Origin of the sequence: Actinotignum sp. UMB0459, assembly GCF_051905915.1 — a bacterium.
GTDB lineage: Bacteria > Actinomycetota > Actinomycetes > Actinomycetales > Actinomycetaceae > Actinotignum > Actinotignum sanguinis.
Map to the genome: position 1 here is coordinate 44308 of NZ_JBQAIK010000002.1, position 23500 is coordinate 67807.

Annotated in this window: 20 protein-coding genes and 1 tRNA gene; 16 read left to right on the top strand and 5 right to left on the bottom strand. The window is 61.6% G+C overall.

Annotation, left to right across the window (positions count from 1 at the left end; all coding sequences use genetic code 11):
• The first annotated feature begins 78 nt into the window (after nt 1-78).
• The 8 genes from ACTFPK_RS00590 to ACTFPK_RS00625 all read left to right on the top strand — a co-directional run bounded on the left by ACTFPK_RS00590 (nt 79) and on the right by ACTFPK_RS00625 (nt 4631).
• A complete protein-coding gene (locus ACTFPK_RS00590) occupies nt 79-651 on the top strand; it encodes an MIT C-terminal domain-containing protein (protein ID WP_439910871.1) in 573 nt (190 codons plus the stop codon).
• Nucleotides 652-904: 253 nt separating this feature from the next.
• Complete coding sequence (locus tag ACTFPK_RS00595; protein WP_320768159.1) at nt 905-1255, top strand: PadR family transcriptional regulator; 351 nt, start codon at nt 905-907, stop codon at nt 1253-1255.
• The gene (locus ACTFPK_RS00600; protein ID WP_439910872.1) at nt 1242-2039 is read left to right on the top strand and encodes a DUF5808 domain-containing protein; all 798 of its coding nucleotides are present in this window, start codon (nt 1242-1244) and stop codon (nt 2037-2039) included. Before ACTFPK_RS00595 ends, ACTFPK_RS00600 begins: the two co-directional genes overlap by 14 nt.
• A 2-nt stretch (nt 2040-2041) precedes the next feature.
• Nucleotides 2042-2443, top strand: a complete 402-nt coding sequence (locus ACTFPK_RS00605; RefSeq protein WP_439910873.1) for a hypothetical protein — start codon at nt 2042-2044, stop codon at nt 2441-2443.
• The gene (locus ACTFPK_RS00610; protein WP_439910874.1) at nt 2436-3287 is read left to right on the top strand and encodes an ABC transporter ATP-binding protein; all 852 of its coding nucleotides are present in this window, start codon (nt 2436-2438) and stop codon (nt 3285-3287) included. The genes ACTFPK_RS00605 and ACTFPK_RS00610 overlap by 8 nt, the downstream gene beginning before the upstream one ends.
• Nucleotides 3284-4078, top strand: coding sequence for a hypothetical protein (locus ACTFPK_RS00615; protein WP_439910875.1), 795 nt, complete (start codon nt 3284-3286; stop codon nt 4076-4078). The genes ACTFPK_RS00610 and ACTFPK_RS00615 overlap by 4 nt, the downstream gene beginning before the upstream one ends.
• 53 nt (nt 4079-4131) lie before the next feature.
• Nucleotides 4132-4368, top strand: coding sequence for a type II toxin-antitoxin system Phd/YefM family antitoxin (locus ACTFPK_RS00620; RefSeq protein ID WP_320757587.1), 237 nt, complete (start codon nt 4132-4134; stop codon nt 4366-4368).
• A complete protein-coding gene (locus ACTFPK_RS00625; protein WP_320757586.1) occupies nt 4362-4631 on the top strand; it encodes a Txe/YoeB family addiction module toxin in 270 nt (89 codons plus the stop codon). The genes ACTFPK_RS00620 and ACTFPK_RS00625 overlap by 7 nt, the downstream gene beginning before the upstream one ends.
• 144 nt (nt 4632-4775) lie before the next feature.
• Here the strand turns inward: ACTFPK_RS00625 and ACTFPK_RS00630 are convergent, their stop codons facing one another.
• Nucleotides 4776-7772 carry an AAA domain-containing protein gene (locus ACTFPK_RS00630; RefSeq protein WP_439910876.1) on the bottom strand — a complete coding sequence of 999 codons (2997 nt, stop codon included), beginning with the start codon at nt 7770-7772 and terminating at the stop codon, nt 4776-4778.
• Between the two features lie 22 nt (nt 7773-7794).
• The gene (locus ACTFPK_RS00635) at nt 7795-11061 is read right to left on the bottom strand and encodes a DUF4011 domain-containing protein (protein ID WP_439910877.1); all 3267 of its coding nucleotides are present in this window, start codon (nt 11059-11061) and stop codon (nt 7795-7797) included.
• 334 nt (nt 11062-11395) lie between these two features.
• Between ACTFPK_RS00635 and ACTFPK_RS00640 the strand changes: the two genes are divergently transcribed.
• Nucleotides 11396-12181 carry an L-threonylcarbamoyladenylate synthase gene (locus tag ACTFPK_RS00640; RefSeq protein WP_439910878.1) on the top strand — a complete coding sequence of 262 codons (786 nt, stop codon included), beginning with the start codon at nt 11396-11398 and terminating at the stop codon, nt 12179-12181.
• On the opposite strand, the gene ACTFPK_RS00645 is transcribed toward ACTFPK_RS00640, so the two are convergent.
• Entirely contained in the window at nt 12178-12768 is a 591-nt protein-coding gene (locus ACTFPK_RS00645; protein WP_126134853.1) for a GDSL-type esterase/lipase family protein, read from the bottom strand. The genes ACTFPK_RS00640 and ACTFPK_RS00645 overlap by 4 nt on opposite strands.
• 167 nt (nt 12769-12935) lie before the next feature.
• Here ACTFPK_RS00645 and ACTFPK_RS00650 point away from each other — a divergent pair, with 167 nt between their 5' ends.
• The 5 genes from ACTFPK_RS00650 (at nt 12936) to ACTFPK_RS00670 (ending at nt 19108) form a co-directional block, all read left to right on the top strand.
• Nucleotides 12936-14237, top strand: coding sequence for a hemolysin family protein (locus ACTFPK_RS00650; RefSeq protein ID WP_126134854.1), 1302 nt, complete (start codon nt 12936-12938; stop codon nt 14235-14237).
• Nucleotides 14230-15255, top strand: coding sequence for a hemolysin family protein (locus ACTFPK_RS00655; protein ID WP_274732422.1), 1026 nt, complete (start codon nt 14230-14232; stop codon nt 15253-15255). Before ACTFPK_RS00650 ends, ACTFPK_RS00655 begins: the two co-directional genes overlap by 8 nt.
• A gap of 193 nt (nt 15256-15448) precedes the next feature.
• Nucleotides 15449-17101, top strand: coding sequence for a M23 family metallopeptidase (locus tag ACTFPK_RS00660; protein ID WP_439910879.1), 1653 nt, complete (start codon nt 15449-15451; stop codon nt 17099-17101).
• Nucleotides 17101-17943, top strand: a complete 843-nt coding sequence (locus ACTFPK_RS00665) for a glycerophosphodiester phosphodiesterase family protein (RefSeq protein ID WP_439910880.1) — start codon at nt 17101-17103, stop codon at nt 17941-17943. The genes ACTFPK_RS00660 and ACTFPK_RS00665 overlap by 1 nt, the downstream gene beginning before the upstream one ends.
• A gap of 220 nt (nt 17944-18163) precedes the next feature.
• Nucleotides 18164-19108, top strand: a complete 945-nt coding sequence (locus ACTFPK_RS00670; RefSeq protein ID WP_274732425.1) for a zinc-binding dehydrogenase — start codon at nt 18164-18166, stop codon at nt 19106-19108.
• Nucleotides 19109-19227: 119 nt separating this feature from the next.
• Here ACTFPK_RS00670 and ACTFPK_RS00675 read toward each other — a convergent pair.
• A tRNA-Arg gene (locus tag ACTFPK_RS00675) sits at nt 19228-19300 on the bottom strand.
• Nucleotides 19301-19428: 128 nt separating this feature from the next.
• Here ACTFPK_RS00675 and argS point away from each other — a divergent pair.
• Nucleotides 19429-21105 carry an arginine--tRNA ligase gene (gene argS, locus ACTFPK_RS00680; protein ID WP_439910881.1) on the top strand — a complete coding sequence of 559 codons (1677 nt, stop codon included), beginning with the start codon at nt 19429-19431 and terminating at the stop codon, nt 21103-21105.
• Nucleotides 21106-21113: 8 nt separating this feature from the next.
• Nucleotides 21114-22556 (top strand): diaminopimelate decarboxylase, encoded by a 1443-nt coding sequence (gene lysA / locus ACTFPK_RS00685; protein WP_439910882.1) that lies wholly within the window; start codon nt 21114-21116, stop codon nt 22554-22556.
• Between the two features lie 16 nt (nt 22557-22572).
• Here lysA and aroD read toward each other — a convergent pair whose 3' ends face one another.
• Nucleotides 22573-23379, bottom strand: coding sequence for a type I 3-dehydroquinate dehydratase (gene aroD, locus ACTFPK_RS00690; protein WP_439910883.1), 807 nt, complete (start codon nt 23377-23379; stop codon nt 22573-22575).
• Nucleotides 23380-23500: the final 121 nt, after the last annotated feature.

Sequence of the window (23500 nt, forward strand, 5' to 3'; positions counted from 1 at the left end):
CGAGTAGAAGTTGCGGGCCGCGGGGTGGGATCAGCCACCCCTGCCGAGAACGGCTGGCCGGTCATCTATATTTTCCTTATGGGGAAACGTGTATTGGAAACTAGTGGTGACCACGGCGTGCAGGGATCTTTGCATCGATACGGGTCTGGTCGGCACAGTGTCGCGTTTCCGGGCTACCGCATCTTCGACGAGGGGCAAACCGGTGTTACCTTCGATTTGCTATTTGCCTCCTATCTGCGGGGATGTACGGATGTTGAATTACATGACCCATTCATCAGCTATTCGTATCAGGGACGTAACCTCGTTGAGTTCATGGCGGTTGTGGCCCTGGTGAAAAATCCCGAAAAGCGATGCCGCTTTCGGTTGTTCACACTGAGGGCGAAGAAAGATGAGCATCACGAACTTCAGGTTCGGATGCTCGATAAGATCACGGAAAATGCCGCTGAGCAGGGTATTGACCTCGATGTGATTTTTGATTCGCGTGCGCATGACCGCTGGTTGCGTGCCGATACGGGATGGCTCATCTTCTTAGGCCGCGGCCTCGATATCTACCACAACTTCGGGGGTGGCCACTATGCCTTCCCTACCTCGCGTCAAGAATTCCGAAAGGTTCGGGGTTTTAGCATCGCCTATTCCCTGGATAAAAAGTAAAAGGAACCGGTAATGGGGGGCTAGGCCCCAAACTCATCCGTGGGTAGAGGATCAGCCCACACCGAGGAACCTCGGGCGGGCTGAACTATTGGCCCGATTGTAGCGGAGAAACTGCTGGATTTCTCATATCTTGAAAACTAGACGCGCTACTGGGCTATCCCTACTACTATGTGATGCATATAAGCGGTGTGAATGTGCAGACGGAAACGGACCAAGCTAGCGCCTGCGCCGCAGTGACTGAAAGGGGGAAGTGGTGGCTGATTCCCAGCTTCGTAAAGGCGTGCTTGAACTTATCGTGCTCGCCTCGCTTTCCAGAGCGCCGGCTTACGGCGGGGCATTGCTCCAGCGCCTGGAAAACGCGGGTGTGGCGGTATCGGCCGGCACCCTCTACCCGCTTCTCAACCGCCTCAAAAAGGCTGGCCACCTGGCCATTCACTGGGAGGAATCCCCGGCCGGGCCCCCGCGCAAGATCTACACGATCACCGCGGCTGGCCGAACCTACGGGGAAAGCCTCGCTGGCGAATGGCGCAATCTTGCCGCCGTCGTCACGTCCCATCTCACCGCCCTCACAACCGACCGAGGTGATAACAATGCCGGAGCCTAGCTCGCCCACTACTCCCACGCCTACCGCAACTCCCACTGATTCCACAGTTCCCACGGTCTTCGGAATCCCCGCCTCCCTGGAAGCCCTGCGTTCCCGCGAGGCTCGCTCGCGCTGGTTCGAACCGGAAAATCCCCGGATTTTTGTGCCGCGCAGCTTCGGGATTGGCTGGGATATTAATATGGGGGCGCTCGCGGTACGCCTGGGAATAATCCGCCCGGATGATTCCCTGCCCGATCTTGAGGGCTATATTCCGCCCCGCACCCGCCGCGCTCTCACCTTCGCGCCTGCTCTGGGCGGACTCCTCGCCGTGGGAGCGGCTACTTTGGTGGCTCGCCGCTACCGGCTCCTGCCTTCCGGTTTTCATGCCAACCTGCGCCCGCGCAACATAGTTCCGGCGCCGCAGGCCGTGGCGCCCGCAGCGCTCCTCGGAGTTGCTGGCACGGCACTCGCCGCCTGGAGCAATCGCGAACGCGTGGATGTTGCGGCTACCGCGCTCGCGGTCGGATTGCAATCCACGGCGATCCTCTCGGTTGCGGCACAGGATCGCAGTGCCAGCCACCGCCCGGCCTCAGCATCCCTCCTGGCCGGATGTACCGCGATGGCACTTCCCGCTGTGGCAGCTGGCGTCGTCGTCGCTACGACGCGCGGAGCACTGCGGAATCTGGACCGTGTGCTCAAACGTAAGCACCCGGAAAATCCTGCCGAAAACGAGGCGAGTGTCGCAAGCGCCGCCACTGCCGCACACGGCACCAAGCGCTCATCCGATACGAAAGGAACTGAGTAACCATGGAAGATTTTCTTGCTTTGCCCCTGCCGGCGCAGATCGCCCTGGGAATCGTGGCACTTATTCAACTCGCCCTGCTGATCACCAGCCTGGTGCTGCTCTCGCGGTGGCCGGAACGGCAGCTCGCCGGAGTGCCGCGCCTGGGCTGGGTGGTGATTGTTCTAGTCGGCTCGCTGGTGGGCACGTTGCTGTTCCTCTTTATGTACGCGCGGGCGCGCACGGCACTGGCGCAGCGGCGGGCCTGGGAAGAACAGCGTGCTGCCGGAGCTGGAACGCGCACGGCTGGAACTCAAACGGCTGGAACGCGCACGGCCGCGGCGTTGGGAACAACGCAAGGCGCGGCGCAAGCGCCCGCAACACAAGCCGCCAGCGCGAGCGAAACGGTGCGTGAGCTTTATGGATAAAACGTACGCGGTTCACACCGAAAATCTCAGTAAAAATTTTGGGGGACTCGCGGCCCTCACGAATGTCAATGTGCACGTGCCCGAGGGCTCGGTTTACGGGTTGATCGGCGGAAACGGCGCCGGGAAAACTACCACAATTAAAATTCTGCTGGGGCTTATCGCCGCCAGTTCTGGCACGGCGCGGGTGCTCGGGCGTGAGCGGGGGACGCTGCCGGCCGCCCCGGTGCCCGGCGTCGCCTATCTTCCGGACGTGCCCAGCTTGCCGGGGTGGATGAGCGCGCCGCAGGCCCTCGAATTCTTCGGTGAGCTTTCTGGGGTGGAACGCGCGATTGCCCGGCGTCGCGCCGCCAATCTGCTGGAGCTGGTGGGCCTGACCCGCGCCCCGGGGAATATCGGCGGATTTTCCCGCGGCATGACGCAGCGCCTGGGCATCGCCTTGGCCCTGGTGGGTGCCCCGCGGCTCCTGGTTCTGGACGAACCGACGAGCGCCCTCGACCCGCTGGGGCGCGCGGATGTGCTCAATATTATTCGCGAGCTTTCCGGGCACACCACGGTGCTTCTCACCTCGCATCTGCTCGCGGATGTGCAGCAGGTGTGTGACCACGTGGGGATGTTGCACGAGGGCACCCTTCTTGCGGAAGGCCCCCTCGATGAGGTGCTCGCTCTTTATCGGCCCGAACGCGCCACGGTGCAGGTGAGCGTGGAGCGCGCGAATACCGCGGCGGCCCGTACCGCCATCGCGGCGGCGTGCGAGGCCGCGGGTGTGGAAGCGCGCCTGGAAGTCGCCCCGCCCTCGCTCCAGCATGTGTACGAGTACCTCTCGCGCAGAAAGGTAAGCCAATGAATTCTGCAGAAATTCGTACCGGAAACCGCGCGGTGCTGCGGTACGACCTGCGCAGGCTGGCGCGGGTGCCCAGCACGTGGGTGGTGCTCGGCCTGGCGCTGTTGCTCGCGGTTATCTCCCCACTGACGGCGCTTTACGCCCCAGATATTATTGCTGCGCTGGCCGGGCCTGATACCGCGGCCGCACTCGGCGCGGCCATGCCCGAGCCGACCTGGATCCAGGCGCACGCGCAATGGGTGAAAAACCTCCACCAGATTTTCGGGATCCTTTTTGTGATGCTCGGCGCCTACCAGATTGTTACCGGGCTGCTCGGTGGCACGGTGGTTGTGATCGTCACGCGTTCGGTGAGCCGCGCGGCCGTTTTCGCCGGGAAAATGCTAAGCACGGTTCTGTTGGTGGCGGCGGTGGCCTTCGGTGGGAGCGCGGTGGCCGGCATCCTCACCCGTATTCTTTTCGACGACGGCGCCGTGTGCGCGCTCCTAGGAGCCGCGGCGCTCTGGCTGCTCGCGATTATTTTCCTGCTTTCCGTGGTGGTTCTGGCCGCGGTGGCGACGGGAAATATGCTGGCCAGCGCCGGTATCGGTTTCGTTGCCTACCTCGTGCTGGCTTTCGGCGGCATGTGGGAGGCGGGCGCGCGCTATAGCCCGCTCGGTTTGAATGATGCGGTGGGTGCCGTGGCGAGTGGCGCTGCGGCCCAGGGGCTGTGGTGGATAGTAACTACGACGGCGCTCGCTGCCGGCGCGCTCCTCTGGCTCGCGCTGCGCCTCTACCGGCGCCGCCCGCTCGGGTAAGCGGGAGGGAAGTGCCTCTAGAGAGTTCGTACGGAATGGCGTACGCTACTGGTATGGACGTTATAACCACGACCGCGGCTAGAGCGAATCTGTATCGTCTTATCGATGACGTGAACGAGGAAAGCACGCCGGTTACCATTTCGGGGCAACGCCATAACGCTGTCCTGGTTGGGGAAGATGACTGGCGTGCTATTCAAGAAACCTTGTATTTGTCGAAGATTCCCGGTTTCGTTGAGTCGGTAAAGGAGGCTCGGCGTGAGGGCGGCACGAGTGAGGCTCTCGATTGGTAGAGGCGTGGTCGTTAGAATTCTCTCGTCAGGCTCGAAAGGACGCGAAACTTCTCTCTCAAAGCGGCCTTAAAATCAAAGCCGCCAAGTTGCTCGAAATCTTAACGCGCGATCCCTTTGAGACACCGCCGCGATACGAGAAGCTTATTGGTGAACTTTCGGGATGCTTTTCGCGAAGGATCAATATTCAGCATCGCCTTGTTTACGAAGTGGATGAAGAACGTAGGTGTGTCACGATTCTAAGGATGTGGACGCACTACGAGTAAAACTAGCAAGCGTTAGGAAACCCCAGTTTCACTGCATCGGTGAACCAAGCCCGTCGCGCGGGCGGGGCAAGCGGTTCGCTTGAGCAGTAAAACTAGGCCGCGCTTTAAACAAGGTACGTGCGGATGTCGAATTATTTGCGCTTATTACTGGCGCTTTCCGTACAAAAGCAGCGCTTCGCTCACCCGAGCCTGGGAATCCGGGCTGAGCCGCAAAAGGCTAAATTCTTTGAGAATACGGCGCACGAAATCCTCATCAGGGAATTGGCCCCACTGGTATTCTCCGGGATACTTTTCCACCAATACGCGCGCCATATTATAAATTTCGCGCAGCGGAATCTCACTGAGAATCCGGCCAGGATAGGGCCGGTAGTAATGCCAATTCTCCGGGTAGACATCCTCAGGCCATACGAATTCTTGGCCCTCGGAATCATCAACGAAAATCTGATCCTGAGGGATGAACGTATCGAGTATTTTGTTAACCTTCTCGGAAGTCCGTTGCCGCCCGAACCTCTTAACAATCGCTACCCGCAAGGACTGCAAAGGAAGTGGTGCACTCTCTTCGATCATCTCCCGCACAGCTTCGCGTACTTCGGCTGTTCGCGCGGTAGACATGGGGAATTCTAGCTCCTCCCGACTCCCCAAGGGTGACGTGTCCGGGAGGGTTAGAGGTGCTGGGCACGGCGGAATATCCGCGCCCCAGTCATCAACGCTCGCGCTTGTTTGACGGGCGGATTTTCCGGGTTGCGTGCCGTGTTTTTCCCAGGCTTCACCAAAACGCCAGCGTTCCTCAGAAGTATCAGTGGGATTTTCTGGGGTGGCTGGTTTGAGAGCGACCCGAATTGTACTTCGCTTCGGTTGCGGGGCAGATTGCGGGGTTGGTTGCGGATCCTCCTGGGTGCCGCGTTGAGCTGGCTCAGCCGCACGTTTCGCTTTTGTGGGCGTGCTGCGCTGCACAGAAGGTACTTCTCGCCAGGTGAGGGCCGGTTCGACATCCGGGTCCTGGTGGGTGCGTACCGGGGCGCGGTTGGCACTTACCGGGTCGCGGCGGGTGAGGTCAGGCTTCGGAGTGAGTTCCCCATGTTGAGAGAGATCCTCGCCGGGCACGGCATCACGATCCGTTGCAGCCTCGCGGACGAGTTCGGCTTTGCGGCCAGCCAGCTTTTTCGCGGCACGCTCCTGGCGTTTTTCTGCCTTCCGTTCCTCTTCCAGGTACCGTTCCCTGGCTGCGCGCGCCGAAGCATCAATGCGGTCAATAACCCCAGCCGCATCGCGACGCAGCTCCGGAAGCCACACTCGTTCCACCGCGAGCCAACCCATCATAGAGGTGAGAAGCTGCGGAGTGATGTCACGATCAGTCACGGTGGGGAGCGAACTCCATTTTTCGTCGTCGAACATGACAGCCAGAAGCCACACCTTGCTCCCCGGCTCGCGCACCACGATATCGAGGGTGTAGCTCGAGAGGCCGTAATCGCCCTCCACTTCCCAGCCGCGCTCACGCAGCTCGTGCATGAGTCGGTCACGGACCGGGTTGTCATTAATGCTCAGGGCGCGGGGAATTGCGGAGCTCCCTTCCGCATCCGTATCCGCTGGCGCGGCAGCTGCGCCGTCGTTGTGCGTGCGGGCGCGAGCCCGGAGCATGTATTCACGCAAGTCCTGCATTCCGCGCGACCGGGTGCGATTGAGATCGATGTCTTCCGGATCAAACGAGGTGACCACCAGAACCTCACTGCGTGCGCGGGTAATGGCCACATTGAAACGGCGCTCACCGCCTTCGCGGCTGAGCGGACCAAAATTGAGGGGGAGTGGACCACCGGGCTCGCGCGGTGAAAATGCTGTTGAGAAAATAATGACATCGCGTTCGTCGCCCTGAACGTTTTCGAGGTTCTTCACGAAAAGTGGATCTTTTTCCTGTTCCATTGCGGCGCGGATAAGCGGATCGCGCGAGTCTTCAAGCAAGTCCAGGATAAGGTTGCGCTGCTGGATATTAAAGGTGACGACGCCGATTGACTGGTGCGCTAACGCCGGAGAATTAAGGCGCCGGTGAATATCACGCACAATTTCTTCGGCCTCCACCCGATTGGTTCGGAACGTGGCACCGCGGCTGCGGTCGAATGTTCCATCTACACGCCGCATACTCACACCCGCGCCGCCGAAAAGTCCCGCGCTACCGGGCGAAGGGAAACTGGAGAGTTTGCCTTCGTAATATGCCTCATTAGAGAAGGCGATGAGGGATTCATCCCGCGAGCGGTAGTGCCAGGACAGCCAGAGGCGCGGAAGGCCCGATTCAACGGCCTCAGAAAGAATAGACTCCAAATCGCTTACGACTGTCTCCACAAGCGGGCGATCTGGATCGTCGAGGTCCTCATCGTCGCCGCTGAAAGGACCGGTTTTCCCGAAACGAGTAGGCGGCATCTGCCGGCTGTCTCCGGAAATAATAACCGCTTTGGCACGGCCGATCGCACCCATTGCCTGATCAACCGTAATTTGGCTCGCTTCATCAAAAATGACGACGTCGAAAACTACGGCAGTGGGATCTACGAAAGTGGCGAGCGATGCCGGACTCGCAAAGAAACAGGGAGTGGCTTCTAGGATCTCCTCGGTGAATTCTTCAAGCAACGAGCGGAAGCTGCGCGCCCCGCGTTTGCGATCCAGGTTGCGCCGCAGAGTGCCTACTTTTCCGTGGAGTTCCCCGGGCCGGAAGGAACGACGCGCCATGAGAGTGGCCGGCAGTGCCTGGGTGGCTTCACCTTGAATGGTGGCGAACGCTTCCTGGAGACGTGCAAGATCCGAGCTATTTTGTTCCGATAGGGAAATATGACCGCTGAAGGAACGCATGCGTTCTTCGGCGCTGGTGGAGGCTACTCCACGGCGGAACGCGAGGGAGATATCGCGGTCTGGCACTTCACCCATTTCGATTTGGTGTTGGAATTCTTCCAGACCGTTGTCGCGCAAGATAGCGGTGGCGCGGCGCCACTCAACCGCGGCAGCTAGGGAATCTCGCCCGGCTGCTGACCAGCGCGGATACCATTCTTTAAAAACGCTCATCCACCGGTTCTCCGCGGGGAGCTGTAGATCGGCGGCATGCACCCAGGAATTCCAGCTGGCGCTGATCACCTCGAGCGCGGCGCGTACATCATCCATGTTGTTTGCGCGGCGAGTCAACTCAACCAAGGCGGGGAAGCGGGTAGATAAGTTCCACAGAACGCTCGAGAGAGCTCGCGGCCTCCGCGAGAGCTGTCGGAGCGCTCGGGTCGCTGAGGGGAACGCTCACTCGCTGCCGGGCTCCTGGAATACTCTCTAATTCGGTCTCCAGATCCGCAACCGCGCGGCGCATATAGCTGAGCCGACCGAGCGCTGCTCGGACTGCATCGGGAGAGTGCTCTCCCTCGATATCTGGCTCTTTACCTGCGGGCAGCGCCGGGATGAGGGCCGAACGATAGGCTGCCAAGCGTTTCTTTTTCCCGAAGAAGCCGCCCTCCGCGAGATCATCGAGCGCGTGAGTGAGTGAGGAGGTCTCGCCGTACGCGAAGAATGTGGGAGAGAAAAGGTCGGTGAAAAACTTCAGTTCGGGAGCGAGCCGGGCAAGCTTATCGGCAACTGAGGCGATTTTCCACGTGGACGAGGCCAGATGCCGTGCTTCAGCCGGATCCAATAAAGGCGTTGTGCCATCGAGTGCTTTGCGCACGTCCGCAAGCGGAACACTCTCGAGGGTATCGGCAATCTCAGGGTAGTGCTCGCAGTGCGCGGCCATGATCGCGAGCCCCTCAAAAGCGCGTATGAGCTCAGGGAGCGGGGCGTGATGAGGGCCTACCAGCCGCCAGGCGGACATAGCGGCCAGATCGGTACTGCGCGCTCGCACCGCGATATTGGGCAGAGCTTCGTCAATAGCAGCAATAGTCGCACGTGCATTCGGATCGGTGACACAGCGTTGCGGAACTACCGCTACCGCACCCTCGCCAAGATCGAGGGAGGCGGTGACAGCTGACCATAGCGAATGCCCGGCCGCATTCATTCCGTGTACGAGCGCCGGATAGGCCGCGAGAGGTTCTAAACGGGAGCGTAAGAGTGCGCGCGCATTATCCCAGCGGTGCATATCGTAATGAACACTCGCATCAATCGCGCCGCGCAATTGATCCCGAATCGCCTGCGGGCGCTGCTCTCCACCGTGTAAATCGAGAATAAAAGGTGCCAGGCCGATACGCTCCATACGTGTTTTAACGACGTCGAGCGCAGCCTGCTTCTCCGCTACGAACAGTATCCGTTTCCCCTGTTCTAGGAGATGGGCCAGAATATTCGTAATTGTTTGAGATTTCCCGGTTCCCGGAGGGCCTTCCACCACGAAGCTATATCCCTTGCCGGCAGCCGATACCACGCGCATCTGCGCGCCATCCGCGGGAATAGGAAGATTAAGCTCCGCCTCATTCGGGGTAATGTCCTCAATCGGTGGGAGGTCCCCCGGTTCCACAAAGCTTTCCCCGGGATGCAGCGTTAGGTGTTCAAACACCGGAGATTCCATAAAAATATCCCAGTGATCGCGCAGATCACGCCACATTCCGAACGTGGAGAACTTTGCGATCCCAAGGTACGCATCCCGGGTGACGGTAAAGGGAAGATTTTCGCGGACAAGGGCGGCAGAAATCTCACGTAGAACGTAGTCGATGTCGAGACCGGAGTCATCAAGCTTCGGTTCGGAAAGTGCGGTGATATGCACGCCGTGTTCCTGATGGAGCCATTCCACCAGAGAATGGTTGGGGGTGGCTTCGGCACTGTTATCGGCTTGGATCGTGAAACGAGAACGGCCCGAACCGCCCCGTAGCCGTACCGGGAGCAGGAAAAGCGGTGCGCGGGCATCTTTTCCGTTTTTGCTCGTATAGCGCATCGTTCCGAGCATGAGGTAAAGATTGGCGGATCCCGTTTCTTCTGCAAGAGTTTTCGTGGTACGGGCCAAGTTTTTAAAGAAGTCGGCGTAACGGTAGTCCGTCACGTGCCCGAAGAGGATTCCACGTTCGCTCAATTCGGAGCTCACCTCAGAATCGGATAAATCACTGACATCCGTGGTTCCGCGTAGGAAACGATTATCGGAAAGATCATCCTGAGCTCGCATCGTAATACGATCCCCGCGCGAGATGCGATCATCGATATCCGCCAGCATTCCGGCCCGGACCTCGAATTCAAGAACTTCCTTAGCCGGTTTGATATTGAGGAGTCGATTGCGCAAGGTGAGATCCAATAGCTCGCGCTTCCAGCGCTGGACACGCGCGGGGGCCGGATCTGTTGTATCCAAGGTGAGATGATCCGCGGAGTCTTCCAACCGCAATTGCTGTACCAGCTTTCCGGCAGCCCGAATATCAGCCGCGGGGGAGGACAGCTGAGCTCTAGAAGTGGAGGTGTCTCCTGCGGTTGCGGTGTCCGGCAGGCCGTCTCTATGGGATTCTGTCAGTCCGATGAGGGCAAGGACGGTACCGTCTGTGAGCTGTGCCTTGGTGCGGTTGAGATTATCGGAGAAGCTGAGTGAGGCATCGTAAAAAGTGGCATCTAAGGCAAGGACCGCACCGGAGCGTAAATAATTATTGATGGCGGCCGGTTCGGTAATAACCGGTTCGCGCAGGCCATCCTCCGTGGTTGCAATGCCGACAAGGGCATGGCCCGGCACCAGGATAATGACCGGAAGAAGGCCGCATGCCTGCGCTAAAGCCGCATACGCGAGGACCAGGTCGATACAGGTCCCCGCTTGTGCGGTGAGAACTTCCTCAGTGGTGCGAATGCGCTGGCCGGTATTCTCGAAAGAGGCAGGCGGGGTGACGTAACGGATATCTTCAGCAGCTAAGACTGCGTAGACCGCGGACATAATCTGGAGAACCCGCTCGGTACCGGCCTGGTACCCCTGCACTGAGGCATCCCCGGTAGCCTCTTTGAGCAAATCAGAAACCTTGCGCACAAGCGCGGGAATTTGCGGCGCATTGGGCTGAGCGAAAGCTGCCAGGGACTCAAAATACGCCGGAGCGTGGAACCACTCATTCGGAGCGAGGATACGCAAACTGGTGCGGGCGCTTTCGGCCGTGCTACTTCCTTCGCACCGCAGGTGCGCCTCAAGGGTGCCCGGTTGTGATTCGGTAGCTTGTAACAGAGGATTATTCGGATCTAGGCGAGTCTGTTCAAGGAAACGAGGCGCTATCGCGGTAGTTTTTCCGGGGCGAAGTTCGGGGACGGGAACGGTGATGTCAAATAGTAGATTCGAGCCAATGCGGGCGGTGAGTTCCAGATGTGCGCATTCGCTCGCCTCGCTTTCTGAGCCATTGGAAACGAGGATATTTTTGACAACCGGAACCTGATTATGGGCGAGCGCCCAGCCAGTTTTCCCGGCATAGGAGATCTCAACACGGAGGATTCCGGATTCCACAACAAGAACGTCGACTCCCTCAGATCCCACTCCGCTCATTCCCGCTAGTGCCTTTCCGTATGGTTTTCATTCGCCGTGTCCCCATTGGCAAACGGCAATATCCTCGACAGTCCACGTGCTATGTTACTCCGGATAGTCCCCGCACAGGCGGGTATTTTGATCCGCGAAACACTTCCCGAACGTCCAGAATGTGAACAAGATGTCTCAAAATCTGGAATTTACATTAGTCTCGAGAGCGCGCGGTTTCCCCGGCGCGGCACGCGCCGGGCGGCGTCGTACCGAAAAGAACGCGGCAAGGAACCTTGCGCGAACGTTTCGCGGAGAAACGCAAGCACCCACGGATGAGAGAAATAAGGAGGCCCGCGTGGCTGAAGGATATGTGCACTGGAATGGCGAACTGAATACGGAAGCCACCCAGCTACTTCGCGCGGGCGGCGCCATGTGCGTGCTCCCCACCAAGGTCGGCTATATTATCGCCACCACGGATTCGGCCGGGCTGGAACGGAAATTTGCGGTGAAGAACCGCAAGCGCAATAAGCCTGCCGTGGTGCTGTGCGGCTCTATGGAAGAACTGGAAACCCTGGCGCAGCTGACCCCGGAGATCCGCGATTTTTACCAGAAGAACTGGGATGCAGATATCCTCATGGGCTGCATCCTGCCGTGGCGGGCCGAGGCGGCTGAAAAATACATTCCCGAAGAAGGTGAAGCGCGTAACCTGGTGCGCGACGGGCGCGGAACCTCCTGCTTCGTGATCCGCTACGGCAAGGCCGCCGAGCAGATCGCCGCGGAGCTGTGGGAAAAAGATGAGAAGCTCGTTTTCGCTTCCTCGGCGAACCCCTCCGGGCGTGGGAACCGCGGCAAGGTGGAAGGGATCGGAACCGATATTGCCACCGAAGCGGACCTGGTGATCGAAGCCGATGATTACGTGACGTCCATCCAGCCTGATGCCTCCGAAGCTACGCGCTGGGAGCAGGGCGTTATGGTGTCCTTCGTTGATGCGGCGGGGAACCTTGTTCCCGAGCAGAACGGGCAGCGCATGGTCACCCCCGCGCCGGTGCTTATCCGTAAGGGTGTGTACCTGGATCGGATTCTCCAGCTGCTTTCGGAATCCTTCCTCAGCTGGGATTTCCGGCAGGGAGCGTACTACTAAAGAGCTTCGCGAATCCCGAGCCACTGGTTCCACCCGTGGTGGAGAACCAGCCAGGCCATGAGCCCGTAACCGGCCTGGCGGGGAGTGTAACCCCCGCTCAGGTCCATATCGGTATTCCACTGTTCGTGATCAACGAGCGGGCTGAAAGTATCAACGAAGGGGAACCGCCGCCGCTCTGTGACATCCCGGTAGGCATTGGACAAATTGAGCTGCACATCGCGGGGCAGATCCGGGCGCGGGGGCGGGCCTACCACGAAGGGGCGCATCCGCATCCGGTCCGCGGAATCCAGCAGATTCGCCAGGTGCAGGCGCGCCCGCGCCATGGTGCCGCCGCGCTCCAGATCGTGACTGCCCAGCCCGATAACCAGGCGTGCTTCAATTTCCGGCCCGGTACGTAAAGCAACTTCCCGCTCCCAGCGCTCGGCCATCTCCGAAATGGTTTCACCGGGAACCGCCAAGGTGAGAGGGAGAAGCGGAGGATCGGTGAGGGTGCGTGCCATAACGCGGCCCGTCCACCCGAGCGCCCGCGCATCGCCGTACCCGGCCACCAACTCATCGCCTATGAAGATGACACGTAAAGAATCCACGGCTGCCTCCCTTGTTACTACGTAAATCCTACCGTGCTTGCCGCGGGGTCCGGTTACGTATGCGCGCGCCCGCACGGCTCACGCCCGCGGTTCGGCTCACGCACTACGGCTCCCGCGCGGGAGGTGGGAATCGCTAGACTGCAAGAAGTACCTATCTTGGAGTTTATGTGACCAACGCTCTTCTCTTACTTCTTGGCATCCTCCTCACGCTGGGAACCGCGCTTTTCGTGGCCGCGGAATTCTCCCTGGTGGCCCTGGATCCGGCCGCGGTGGAATCGCGTGCTGCGGAGGACCCGGCCGCCGCCAGCGTGGCCGGACGCCTCCACCACCTCTCCCTTTTCCTGTCCGCGTGCCAGGTGGGCATTACCATCACCACGATCCTGCTCGGCTACGTGGCCCAGCAACCCCTCACGGAGATACTGACGGGCTGGCTCGGTGCGGCCGGGGTGGCACGTGCCGCGGCGGTTGCTATTGCCGCGGCCGCGGCCTTCCTCCTCGTCAATCTCTTCTCCATGCTCTTCGGGGAACTGGTGCCGAAAAATATGGCGCTGGCCGAACCGCTGCGCACGGCGGCCCGGGTGGGCGGCCCGTTACACGCCTTCAGCGTGGTCTTCAAACCCGTGATCGTTTCCTTTAACGCCACCGCGAACTGGCTGCTGCGCCGCATGGGCGTGGAGCCGGCCGATGAAATCTCCGGGGCGCGCTCGGGCCCGGAACTGGGCGCCCTGGTACGCCAATCCGCGGCGGCCGGCACCCTGGAGCCTTCCACCGCGCGCCTGCTCACCGCCTCCATTGGCGCGGGCGGGCTCACCGCCATCGATATTATGACCGACCGCGGCCGGGTGGAGTACCTGGAAGAAACAGCCTCGGCGGCGGATGTTATTACCGCGGCCCGCACCACCGGCTTCTCGCGTTTCCCCGTGGTGGGCGAGGGCGGCCTGGACGATATCCGCGGTTTCGCGCACCTGCGCCCCGCGGTGGCCATTCCCGCCGAGCGGCGCGCGGATGTGCCCGTTACGTCTTCCTCGGTGATGCGCGAAGCATTTGCGGTGCCCGAAACGATGGAATTGCCCGAGCTCCTGGTGGTGCTCCGGGATATCGGTGGCCAAACGGCCGTCGTCGTTGATGAATACGGCGGTACCTCCGGAATCGTGACGCTCGAGGACGCCGTGGAAGAAATCGTCGGCAATATCGCGGACGAACACGACCGTCGCGGCGGCGGCGCGCGCCGCACCGCACCGGGAACCTGGGTGGTGCCCGGATTGCTGCGCCCGGACGAAGCTTTCCGTATCTGCGGGGTGCGCCTGCCCGAAGACGGCCCCTACGAAACCCTCGGCGGGTTGATTATGGCGGAACTTGGCCGCATTCCCGTGGTGGGGGACACGGTGGAGGTCGACGACGCCCAGCTGACCGTGCGTGCTATGGACGAGCGACGCGTGGAAACGGTGGAGGTGAAAATCCATGAGTAATACCCTCGCCCTTATCCTCACCGTACTGTTGCTCGCCGGAAACGCCTATTTCGTGGCCTGCGAATTCGCCTTGACCGCCTCGCGGCCCTCCCGCCTGGAACCCCTGGCGGAAACCAACCCGCGCGCCGCGAAAACCCTGGCGGCATCCCGTAACCTCAACGAAATGCTGGCGGCCTGTCAGCTCGGCGTGACCCTGTGCTCGGTGGCGCTCGGGGCGCTCGCGGAACCGGCGCTCGCGGCCCTGCTACTGGTGCCGTTAGCCGCGGTGGGTGCCGGGCCGGTCCTTGCCCACACGATAGCCTTCGTGCTGGCCCTGCTGCTCGTGACGGCATTGCACGTGATTCTGGGAGAAATGGTGCCGAAGAATCTCGCGGTCACCCACCCCGAACGCCTCGGCATGCTTTTTGTGCCCTCGCTCCTGGTGTTTGATCGAGTATTCCGCCCGGTGACCGGATCGCTCAACTGGCTCGCGGTGCATATCGTTTCCTGGATGGGGATGAAACCTAAAGACGAGGTCATTTCCGCTTTTACCGCCTCGGAAGTGGCGGCGATTGTGCACGCCTCCCAGGCGGCCGGGGTGCTCCAAGATACCCAGGGGCTCATCACCGGAGCGCTGGAATTTTCCGAACACCGGGTGGGGGATACCATGCTGCCCCTCGAAAAAGTGGTGACCTGCCCGCGTAACGCCACGCCCGCGCAGGTGGAACGCCTGGTCGCGGATCACGGGTATTCGCGTTTCCCGCTGGTCAGTGGCGGGAATATCGTCGGGTACATTCACGTGAAAGATATTCTCGACGCCGCGCAGCGCGACCTGCCTATCTCTGCCCGGTTGGTGCGCCCGGTCCGCAGCCTCGCTGCCAGCACCAGCGTGGAGGATGCCCTGCGAACCATGCAAACCTCGGGAACGCATATGGCCATCGTGGAAGATAACGGAACGGTAACGGGTGTGATCTTCCTCGAAGACGTCATTGAAGACCTCGTGGGTGACGTGCGTGATTCCATGCAGCGCCGCTCCTAAAACCGCAAGATAGCGCGGATTTAGTGGGGCGCGGTGGCGGTACTCAGCGAGCGCATCGGCGCGGGGAGCGCGGGGTGCGCTACGGCTCATGTGGTGAAAACTCTTTGCCTTTCGAGCGCTGACCGTTATCATTTTGTAACAGTGATAGGCCGGTGGATTGACCGGTCTCAGGGCGGGGAAAATTAGGAGAGCAGTGAGCGCGGCACACCACACCTCTCGCGGCGGGCGCAGGGCCGTCCGGGCGAGTGAGGCTCCGCAGGAGCGTGGCGGGAAACGCGCCGTGCGCAACGCTGCGGATGCGGGTGCGGGGCTTTCGCGGCCCGCGGGCTCGCGCGCGGTGGCTGCACGCGCAGCGCATGCATCACACGTTGCGCCCGCTGTGCACGCGGTGCACGCAATTCCCACTCCGCATGTGGCACCCGCTTCGCCTGAAACTCCTGCGCCTGCTGCCGGCCATGCCCGCCGTGCCGCCGCGCCGGTATCCCGTGCAACTTCCCGAGTGGTGGCTAGCGCAGAAAGTACTGGCCAGGTGCGCACCTTCGGTAAACGGGCCGAAGCTTCGCAACCCACGCGGCGCGGGCGCCGTGCCGCCGCCGTCGCTCCTGCTGTAACGGATGTAACGGTTGCAGCGGTCGTAACGGTTGCTCCACCCGCATCGCTCGCTCCCGTTACCACCGCCGCGGCGGGCGCAACGCTCGCAACGGTGCGGGAACTTCCCGCGCGCGGCAAACGTGCCCGCGCTGCGGTGCCGGCAAGCACCGAACCGCTTACCGCACCGCCGGAAGCTACCTCGCAGTCGGAAGCTACTCGGTTAGGCACGCTGCCAGAACCTAACCCAATCAGTGCAGCGCACCCCACCCCGGAACTGAAACCGCAGGTGGAAGTGGGGCGCGGGGCCGCTTTCGGCGTCGTTCTTCCTTCTTCTTTGACCGTCGCTGCCTGCGAGGCAGCACCCGCCGGGGGAATTACCACCGATAGCGAGGGCACGGAAGTCCTCTCCGAATCGGATATCGATGCGGCGGTCCGCGCGGGAGAAGCCCGCGGGCGCGCGCAGAACCGGGAGCGTTCGGACCGCATCCTGGCCGGAGCTGCCGCACAATGGGCGGTGGCGCGTTCCGTTTCTCCCTACCGCAATATTCTTATCGGTGCGGTGGCCTGCCTGGGCATGGTACTTCCTGTTATGTCCACCTTGCAGGGCAATGCGGCGCAGGCCGTCAACCCGGCTTTTGTGGCCCCCATGGCCGAAGAATTCACCACCCCGGCCCAGCTCACCGGGGAAGTGGGCGCTATTCAACGCGCCCAGGCTCGCACCGCGGCAGAAAATCCGCGCCGCGCCTGCCCCACCTCCGCCGGCGCCTCCGGCACCCGCGCCGCTTTTGATATTCCCACGGATAGCCTCATCGTCAAGCCGCTTCCCGAGGGGAGTTACCGCCTCACCTCGCCGTTCGGCACCCGCGTGGATCCGATCTCCGGTGAGGTATCTTCCCACGCCGGGCAGGATTTCGGCGCTCCGGCCGGCACCCCGATCCACGCCATTGCCGACGGCGTGGTCAAGCACGCTGGCGAAGGCATCCAGGGCCGCTCAAATAATCTCATTATTATCGAGCACACCATTAACGGGGAAAAATTCAGTTCCTGGTATATCCATATGTACGACGACGGAGTGTTCGTCAAGGCCGGTGACAAGGTCAAGGCCGGTGACGTGATCGGAGCGGTGGGTTCGAATGGCTATTCCACCGGCCCGCACCTCCACCTGGAGATTCACGCCGCGAATGACGAACTCCTCGACCCGCTCGCCTTCTTGGAAGAACGCCAAGCCCAGCCCCTCGAGGCGGATTGCAAGTAATGGGGCGACTCTACGATATTGATGGGCCGGCGCTCATCATCGCCCACCGCGGTGGCGGTAACGAATACCCGGAAAACTCCCTGCGCGCTTTTGATGCGGTGTACCGCGCGGGATTTCGGCATATCGAATCGGATGTGCACACCACCGCGGACGGGGTGGCGGTTATCCTTCACGATCCGCTCCTGGATCGCACAACGGACGGCGTCGGCCCGGTCAGCGCGCACACCTGGGCGGAAGTCGCGCAGGTCCGTAACGAAGCCGGAGAACGCCCGCCGCGCCTGGACGAAGTGCTCGATGCCTTCCCGGATGCTGTTTTTAATCTTGACGCGAAATCCGATGCGGCCGTGGAACCGTTGGTGGCGGCGGTGCGGCGCACCGGGGCTGCCGGCCGGGTCTGCCTGGCCAGTTTCTCCCAGGCTCGCGTGGAGCGTATGCGTAGCCAGCTGCCGGGCGCCACATTTTCGCTGGGTCGCTCCGCGGTGGCCTGGCTCATGGCTCTTTCCCGCTTGCCCGGGGTGCAGGGAGTGCGCATCGCCAAATTCCCCGGCTCGCAGCGCGGCTTCCAGGCTGTTCAGGTGCCGGTCGATATCGCGCTGCCCCGCCCGCTTTCGCGCTCCCGCCGGGCTGCGGGTGGCGGCAAGCTGGGGCGCCCGGTTCCCGTGCTCACCGCGCGTTTCGTGCAGCTTGCCCACGCGCAGGGCCTCGCGGTGCACGCCTGGACGATTAATTCGACCGCTGAGGCGGAGCGGCTTCTTGACCTGGGTGTTGATGGCATTATTACCGACGAACCGAGCACTATGCGCAGCTATTTCGACCGTTCGCAGTACTCGGTGCGGATTTAAATCTCGGTAGCGGGAGGGGAACGCTGCCGGTAGCGGCGGCGTCGTGCTTATATTCCGCGCGGAAAGCTGCACCGCACGAGCGCGTGCCCACGCTTATTCCCGCGCCACGCTCTCAGCGCAACTGCCGCGACAGCGGTGACGAAGTGCACAGGGGCTGTTAGGCTGAAAGTACCTTGCGGCGTATCGAAGCGCTGCTCCCGCCACATGCAAAGGAGATGTGATGAAGGCTTGGCAATTTACGAATACCAATGAACCGCTTGTTCTCAACGAGGTGCCCGAACCGAAGGCCGGTCCGGGTGAAGTGGTGCTGGAGATGAAGGCGGCGGGTATTTGCCATTCGGATGTTGGGCTGCTCACGGATGAGGGCTGGCTGTCCATGCTCGCCAAGCGTCCTATCACCATCGGGCATGAAAATTCGGGAGTTGTGGCCGAAGTTGGTGAGGGCGTCACGGAGTATCAGGTCGGGGATCGCGTGGGTGTGTGCCCCACCACCGCGGCCGGGGCACCCGGATATAGCTTCGACGGCGGTTTCGCCCCGAAGATGGCCGTTCCGGCTGAAGCGCTTGTTCCCCTTCCGGATGAAGTTGATTTCATTCTCGGTGCCGCAGCAACGGATGCCGGGATGACCTCGCACGCGGCGGTTGTGACCCAGGGCGGCCTGCGCAAGGGCCAGACCGTGGGGATTATTGGTTTGGGCGGCCTGGGGCAAATCGGGGCGCGGGTGGCGGTGCTCGCCGGCGCGGATGTGTACGTGGCTGAAATCAATGAGAAGGTGTGGCCGCTGGCGGAAAAGATCGGTGCCAAGGGCGTGAAGAAGGGCATTAAGGACTTCTCGGACATCACCTTTGATCTCATCGTGGACTTTGCAGGTTTCGGTACCACCACCGCGGATGCCGTGGATGTTATTCGCCGCGATGGCACCGTGGTGGTTGTGGGCATGGGCAAGTTGGAATCCCTTATTTCCACGAAGAGCCTCATCCTCAACCAGTGCCGCCTCATTGGATCTAATGGCGGCACCAAGGCCGATATTGCCGGCGTATACGATTTCATGGCCACCGGCAAGCTCGCCCCGCAGGTGACCACCATCCCCTTCGAGGAGATCCCCGAAGGTATTGAAAAGCTCAAGAACCACGAGGTTGTGGGGCGTTTAGTTGTTGAGTACTAAGCGCCGGTAGCGTTCTCGCGCCTCACGCGGTGTAGGAACGACGGCGCAGCTGCGGCCACCAGCTCAGCACGATGGGCCCGCGTATCTTTCGATACGCGGGCCCATCTTTGTGCGATTTGTGCCCCGAACAGGATTCGAACCTGCGGCCTTTCGCTCCGGAGGCGAACGCTCTATCCCCTGAGCTATCGGGGCGCACTGCGCTACTTTACCACGTTGGTGGGCGCCAGGAAAAATACGCGGATTCTCCAACGGAGTGCCATATCGTATGTGGCTGCGGGTGGCGTGCAATTTTGTCGGGCTTAGCACGTACACTTAGATACGTGACTCCGGAAGAACTCAGTGCATGTATCGCGGCGGAAATCAGCGCCGCACGTAATGAAGGTCAGCTTCACCTCGATGGTGATATTCCCGCGGTGAAAATCGAGCGCCCGCGTTCGCGTGAGCACGGGGATTGGGCCACCAATGTGGCTATGCAGCTCGCCAAGCGCGCGGGAATGCCCCCGCGTGACCTGGCCACCCTGCTGGCCGGGCGCCTTGAGGGCGTCGCCGGTATCGCCCAGGTAGAGGTAGCCGGCCCCGGTTTTATTAATATTCGCCTCTCCGCGGGTGCGGCCGGGGAACTGGCCCGTACCATCGTGGAGCAGGCGGAACGCTACGGTTCTTCACAGGCCGGTGCCGGGACCACCGTTAATCTGGAATACGTTTCGGCAAATCCCACCGGTCCTATCCATATCGGGGGAGCGCGATGGGCTGCGGTGGGGGATACCCTCGCCCGGATTCTCAGCTTCACCGGCGCGAATGTCGTGCGCGAATACTATTTCAATGATCACGGCAACCAAATCAATCATTTCTCGGAAAGTTTGCTGGCCGCGGCGCTGGGCCGCGAAACACCGGAAGATGGCTACGGTGGAACATATATTTCCGATATTGCGCAGCAGGTTATTGACCAGGAGCTAGCTGCTGGCCATCCCGATCCGCGCACCCTCCCGGAAGTCGAAGCGCAGGAAGTGTTCCGCGCCGGGGGCGTTGAGCTCATGTTCGCGGAGATCAAGCACTCCCTGGCAGATTTCCGGGCCGAATTTGATGTGTTCTTCCACGAACAATCCCTTCACGATTCCGGAGCGGTTGCCGCAGCCATTGAAAAACTGCGTGAACACGGTGTTATTTACGAAGAAGACAATGCGGTGTGGCTGCGCTCCACCGATTTCGGTGATGATAAGGATCGCGTTATCGTCAAATCGGATGGGGAAACCGCCTACTTCGCCGGTGATATCGCCTACTACCTCGATAAGCGGGACCGCGGGGCAGATCACGCCGTCTATATGCTCGGCGCGGATCATCACGGCTATATCGGGCGCATGTATGCCATGGCCCGCGCGTTCGGGGATACCGCCGGTAAGGGCGGCAATATGGAAATCCTCATCGGCCAGTTGGTCAATCTCAAGCGTGATGGCGTTCCGGTGCGCATGTCCAAACGCGCGGGCACCGTGGTGACCCTGGAAGACCTCGTGGATGCCGTGGGTGTGGATGCGGCACGCTATTCGCTGGTGCGGGCCTCGGTGGATACCACCCTGGACCTGGATCTCAATGTTCTCGCTTCGCACACTAATGACAACCCGGTCTACTACGTGCAATACGCGCACGCCCGCACCGCTAATGTGGCCCGTAATGCGGCCGAACACGGGGTGCGGCGCGCGGACGCTTTCACCCCGGAACTGCTGGAGCAGGCCGATTCTGATCTGATCGGGCAGCTCGCCCGTTTCCCGGAAGTGGTTTCCCTGGCCGCGGCCAATCGCGAACCGCATCGGGTGGCCCGCTACCTGGAAGAGCTCGCGGGTGCCTACCACACCTGGTACGGCAAGGCTCGGGTCACCCCGCGCGCGGATGAGGAAGTCAGCGATCTGCATCGCACCCGCCTGTGGGTTAATGATGCGACCCGTCAGGTTCTCGCTAACGGGCTGCACCTGCTCGGGGTCAGCGCTCCGGAGAAAATGTGAGCGCCGCGGTGAGTGCTCTCGAGCAGCTACCCGCGCCCGTCCCGGATGGCTCGGCTACCGGGCTGTGGTCTACCACGGTGCGCCGCGTTCCTGGCGATCTTGAGGTGGGCGGCTGCTCGGTAAGTAAGCTGGCCGCGCAATTCGGCACCCCGCTCTACATCCTGGACGAAGCTGATGCTCGCGCGCGGGCCGCAGCCTGGGTGAGTACCATGCGCGAGGCTTTTGCGGAGTTGGCAGGAGCGGATGTCTACTACGCCTGCAAGGCTTTTGCCAGCGTGGGCGTGGCTAGGTGGATGCTGGAGGAAGGTCTCCACCTGGATACCTGCTCCGAAGGTGAGTTGCGCATCGCCCTGGCGGCCGGAGCGCGCGGGGAACAGCTCGGATTGCACGGAAATAATAAATCCGCGGCGGAAATTGAGCTGGCACTGGACCACGAGGTTGCTCACCTCGTGGTTGATTCGCTGGCCGAAGTGGAGATGGTGGCGGCCGCAGCCGCGCGGTGCGGGCAGGTAGCTGCCGTCGTGGTGCGGGTGACTTCCGGTATTCACGCGGGCGGCCACGATTTCATTGCTACCGCTCATGAGGACCAAAAATTCGGGTTGTCTCTTGCCGGTGGCGCCGCCTGGGAGGCTATCCGGCGTATTAGCGCCAATCCGTGGGTGCGCCTGGTGGGATTGCATTCGCATATCGGTTCCCAAATCGTGGCGACGGATGCTTTTGTGGCGGCGGCACGCGCCATCCTTGACCTGCGGGCTCGGGTGGCAGGCGAGTTGGGAACCGTTATCCCTGAAATAGATCTGGGGGGCGGCTACGGGGTGCGCTATACCGGTGCGGATCCGATTCCGCCCTCCCCGCGCGACTTCGCCGCCGTGCTCGCCGCGGAAGTGGCCCGGCACAGCGCCCAGAGTGGCATTCCCGCCCCGCGGGTATCCGTGGAACCGGGCCGTTCGATTATTGCCCCGGCCGGTATGACGCTCTACACCGTGGGAACCATCAAGGATGTCCACGTGGATGCCACCCGCACCCGCACCTATGTGTCGGTAGACGGGGGAATGTCCGATAATATCCGCCCCGCACTCTACGGTGCGGATTACACCGCGGCGCTCGTGGACCGCGCTCCTACCGCCCCGGGAGAGCCCGGATATTCGCGCGTATGCCGTGTGGTCGGTAAGCATTGCGAATCGGGCGATATTGTGGTGCGCGCCGTCGCCCTTCCGGAGGATATTCACGCCGGTGACCTGCTTGTCACGCCGGCCACCGGCGCCTACGGGCGGGTCATGGCCTCCCATTACAATATGCTTCCCAGCCCGGGAGTTATTGCCGTGCGCGATGGCCGGGCCCGTTGGCTTATTCGCCGGGAGACCGTGGCCGATCTCTTCGCGCTGGACGCGGATTACCCGGCCGCGGATTCCCCGGCGGTGGAATCTCCGGCCACCGCTGGGGACAACTAGCCCTCCGGAAACATCGTTATCCCTCCGGAAGAACCGCCTCGCTCACCTGCGCGGGCTTTTCCCAGGTATCCGGGGCGCTGCTCCAGGCCGAAATAGCGTCCACGACCGGGCGCAGCTCATGCACGGCAATCTGCCCGGCCGCCGTGGTATGCCCGGCCTGGCCCCAGGTGCCCGCGGAGCCGAAAATCGCGGAGGTAATGCGGCTCATGGTGCCCAAGGCCCCCATGGCGATGGTGATGAGCGGAACGTGCAGCTCCTGGCTGGCCCGATAGGTTGCATTGAGCACCGTCACCACATCGCCCGGATGCGCGGGCGTCACCGCTATTTTCGCGATGGAGGCCCCGTGTACCTGCAAGAGCCGCAAGCGGTTAACGATTTCATCTTCGGGCGGAGTGGAACGAAAATCATGGTAGGACCCGATCACCGGAATTTGGGCCCGCGCCGCTTCCTGAATAATGCGCTCGGTCCAAGCCCCGGTGCGGAAAAGCTCCGCGTCCACCGCATCCACCAGCCCGGATTGGATAAGGCGGATCACCAAAGGCCCGTAATCATCGGGCATGATCGCTTTCTGACCGCCTTCCGCCGCGGAGCGGAAAGTGCCCAGAATCGGCAGGTTAGTGGCCTGGCGCAAGAGGGTTCCCACCTCGGTGAGGGTGGAAAGATCCTCGAGGAAATCCACGCGCCATTCCAGGACGTCAATGTCCTGTGCGGGAAGCTTCGCTACCTGTGTCCGTAGCTCGTCACCATTGGCGGGCGTTATGGACACGAGGATTTTCGTCGGCCCGGAGCCGAAGGTGACGTCCTTGATTTTCACAGTGGGCATCGCGCACCTCGCTTTCTCTTTGTGCATCGCTCGATGCATTTTCCATGGGGATATTGTACCCATCCGGGTGGTGAGCGCCACACCCGCGTATGGCCGCGCGTGGAGCTCATACACTCGCGTG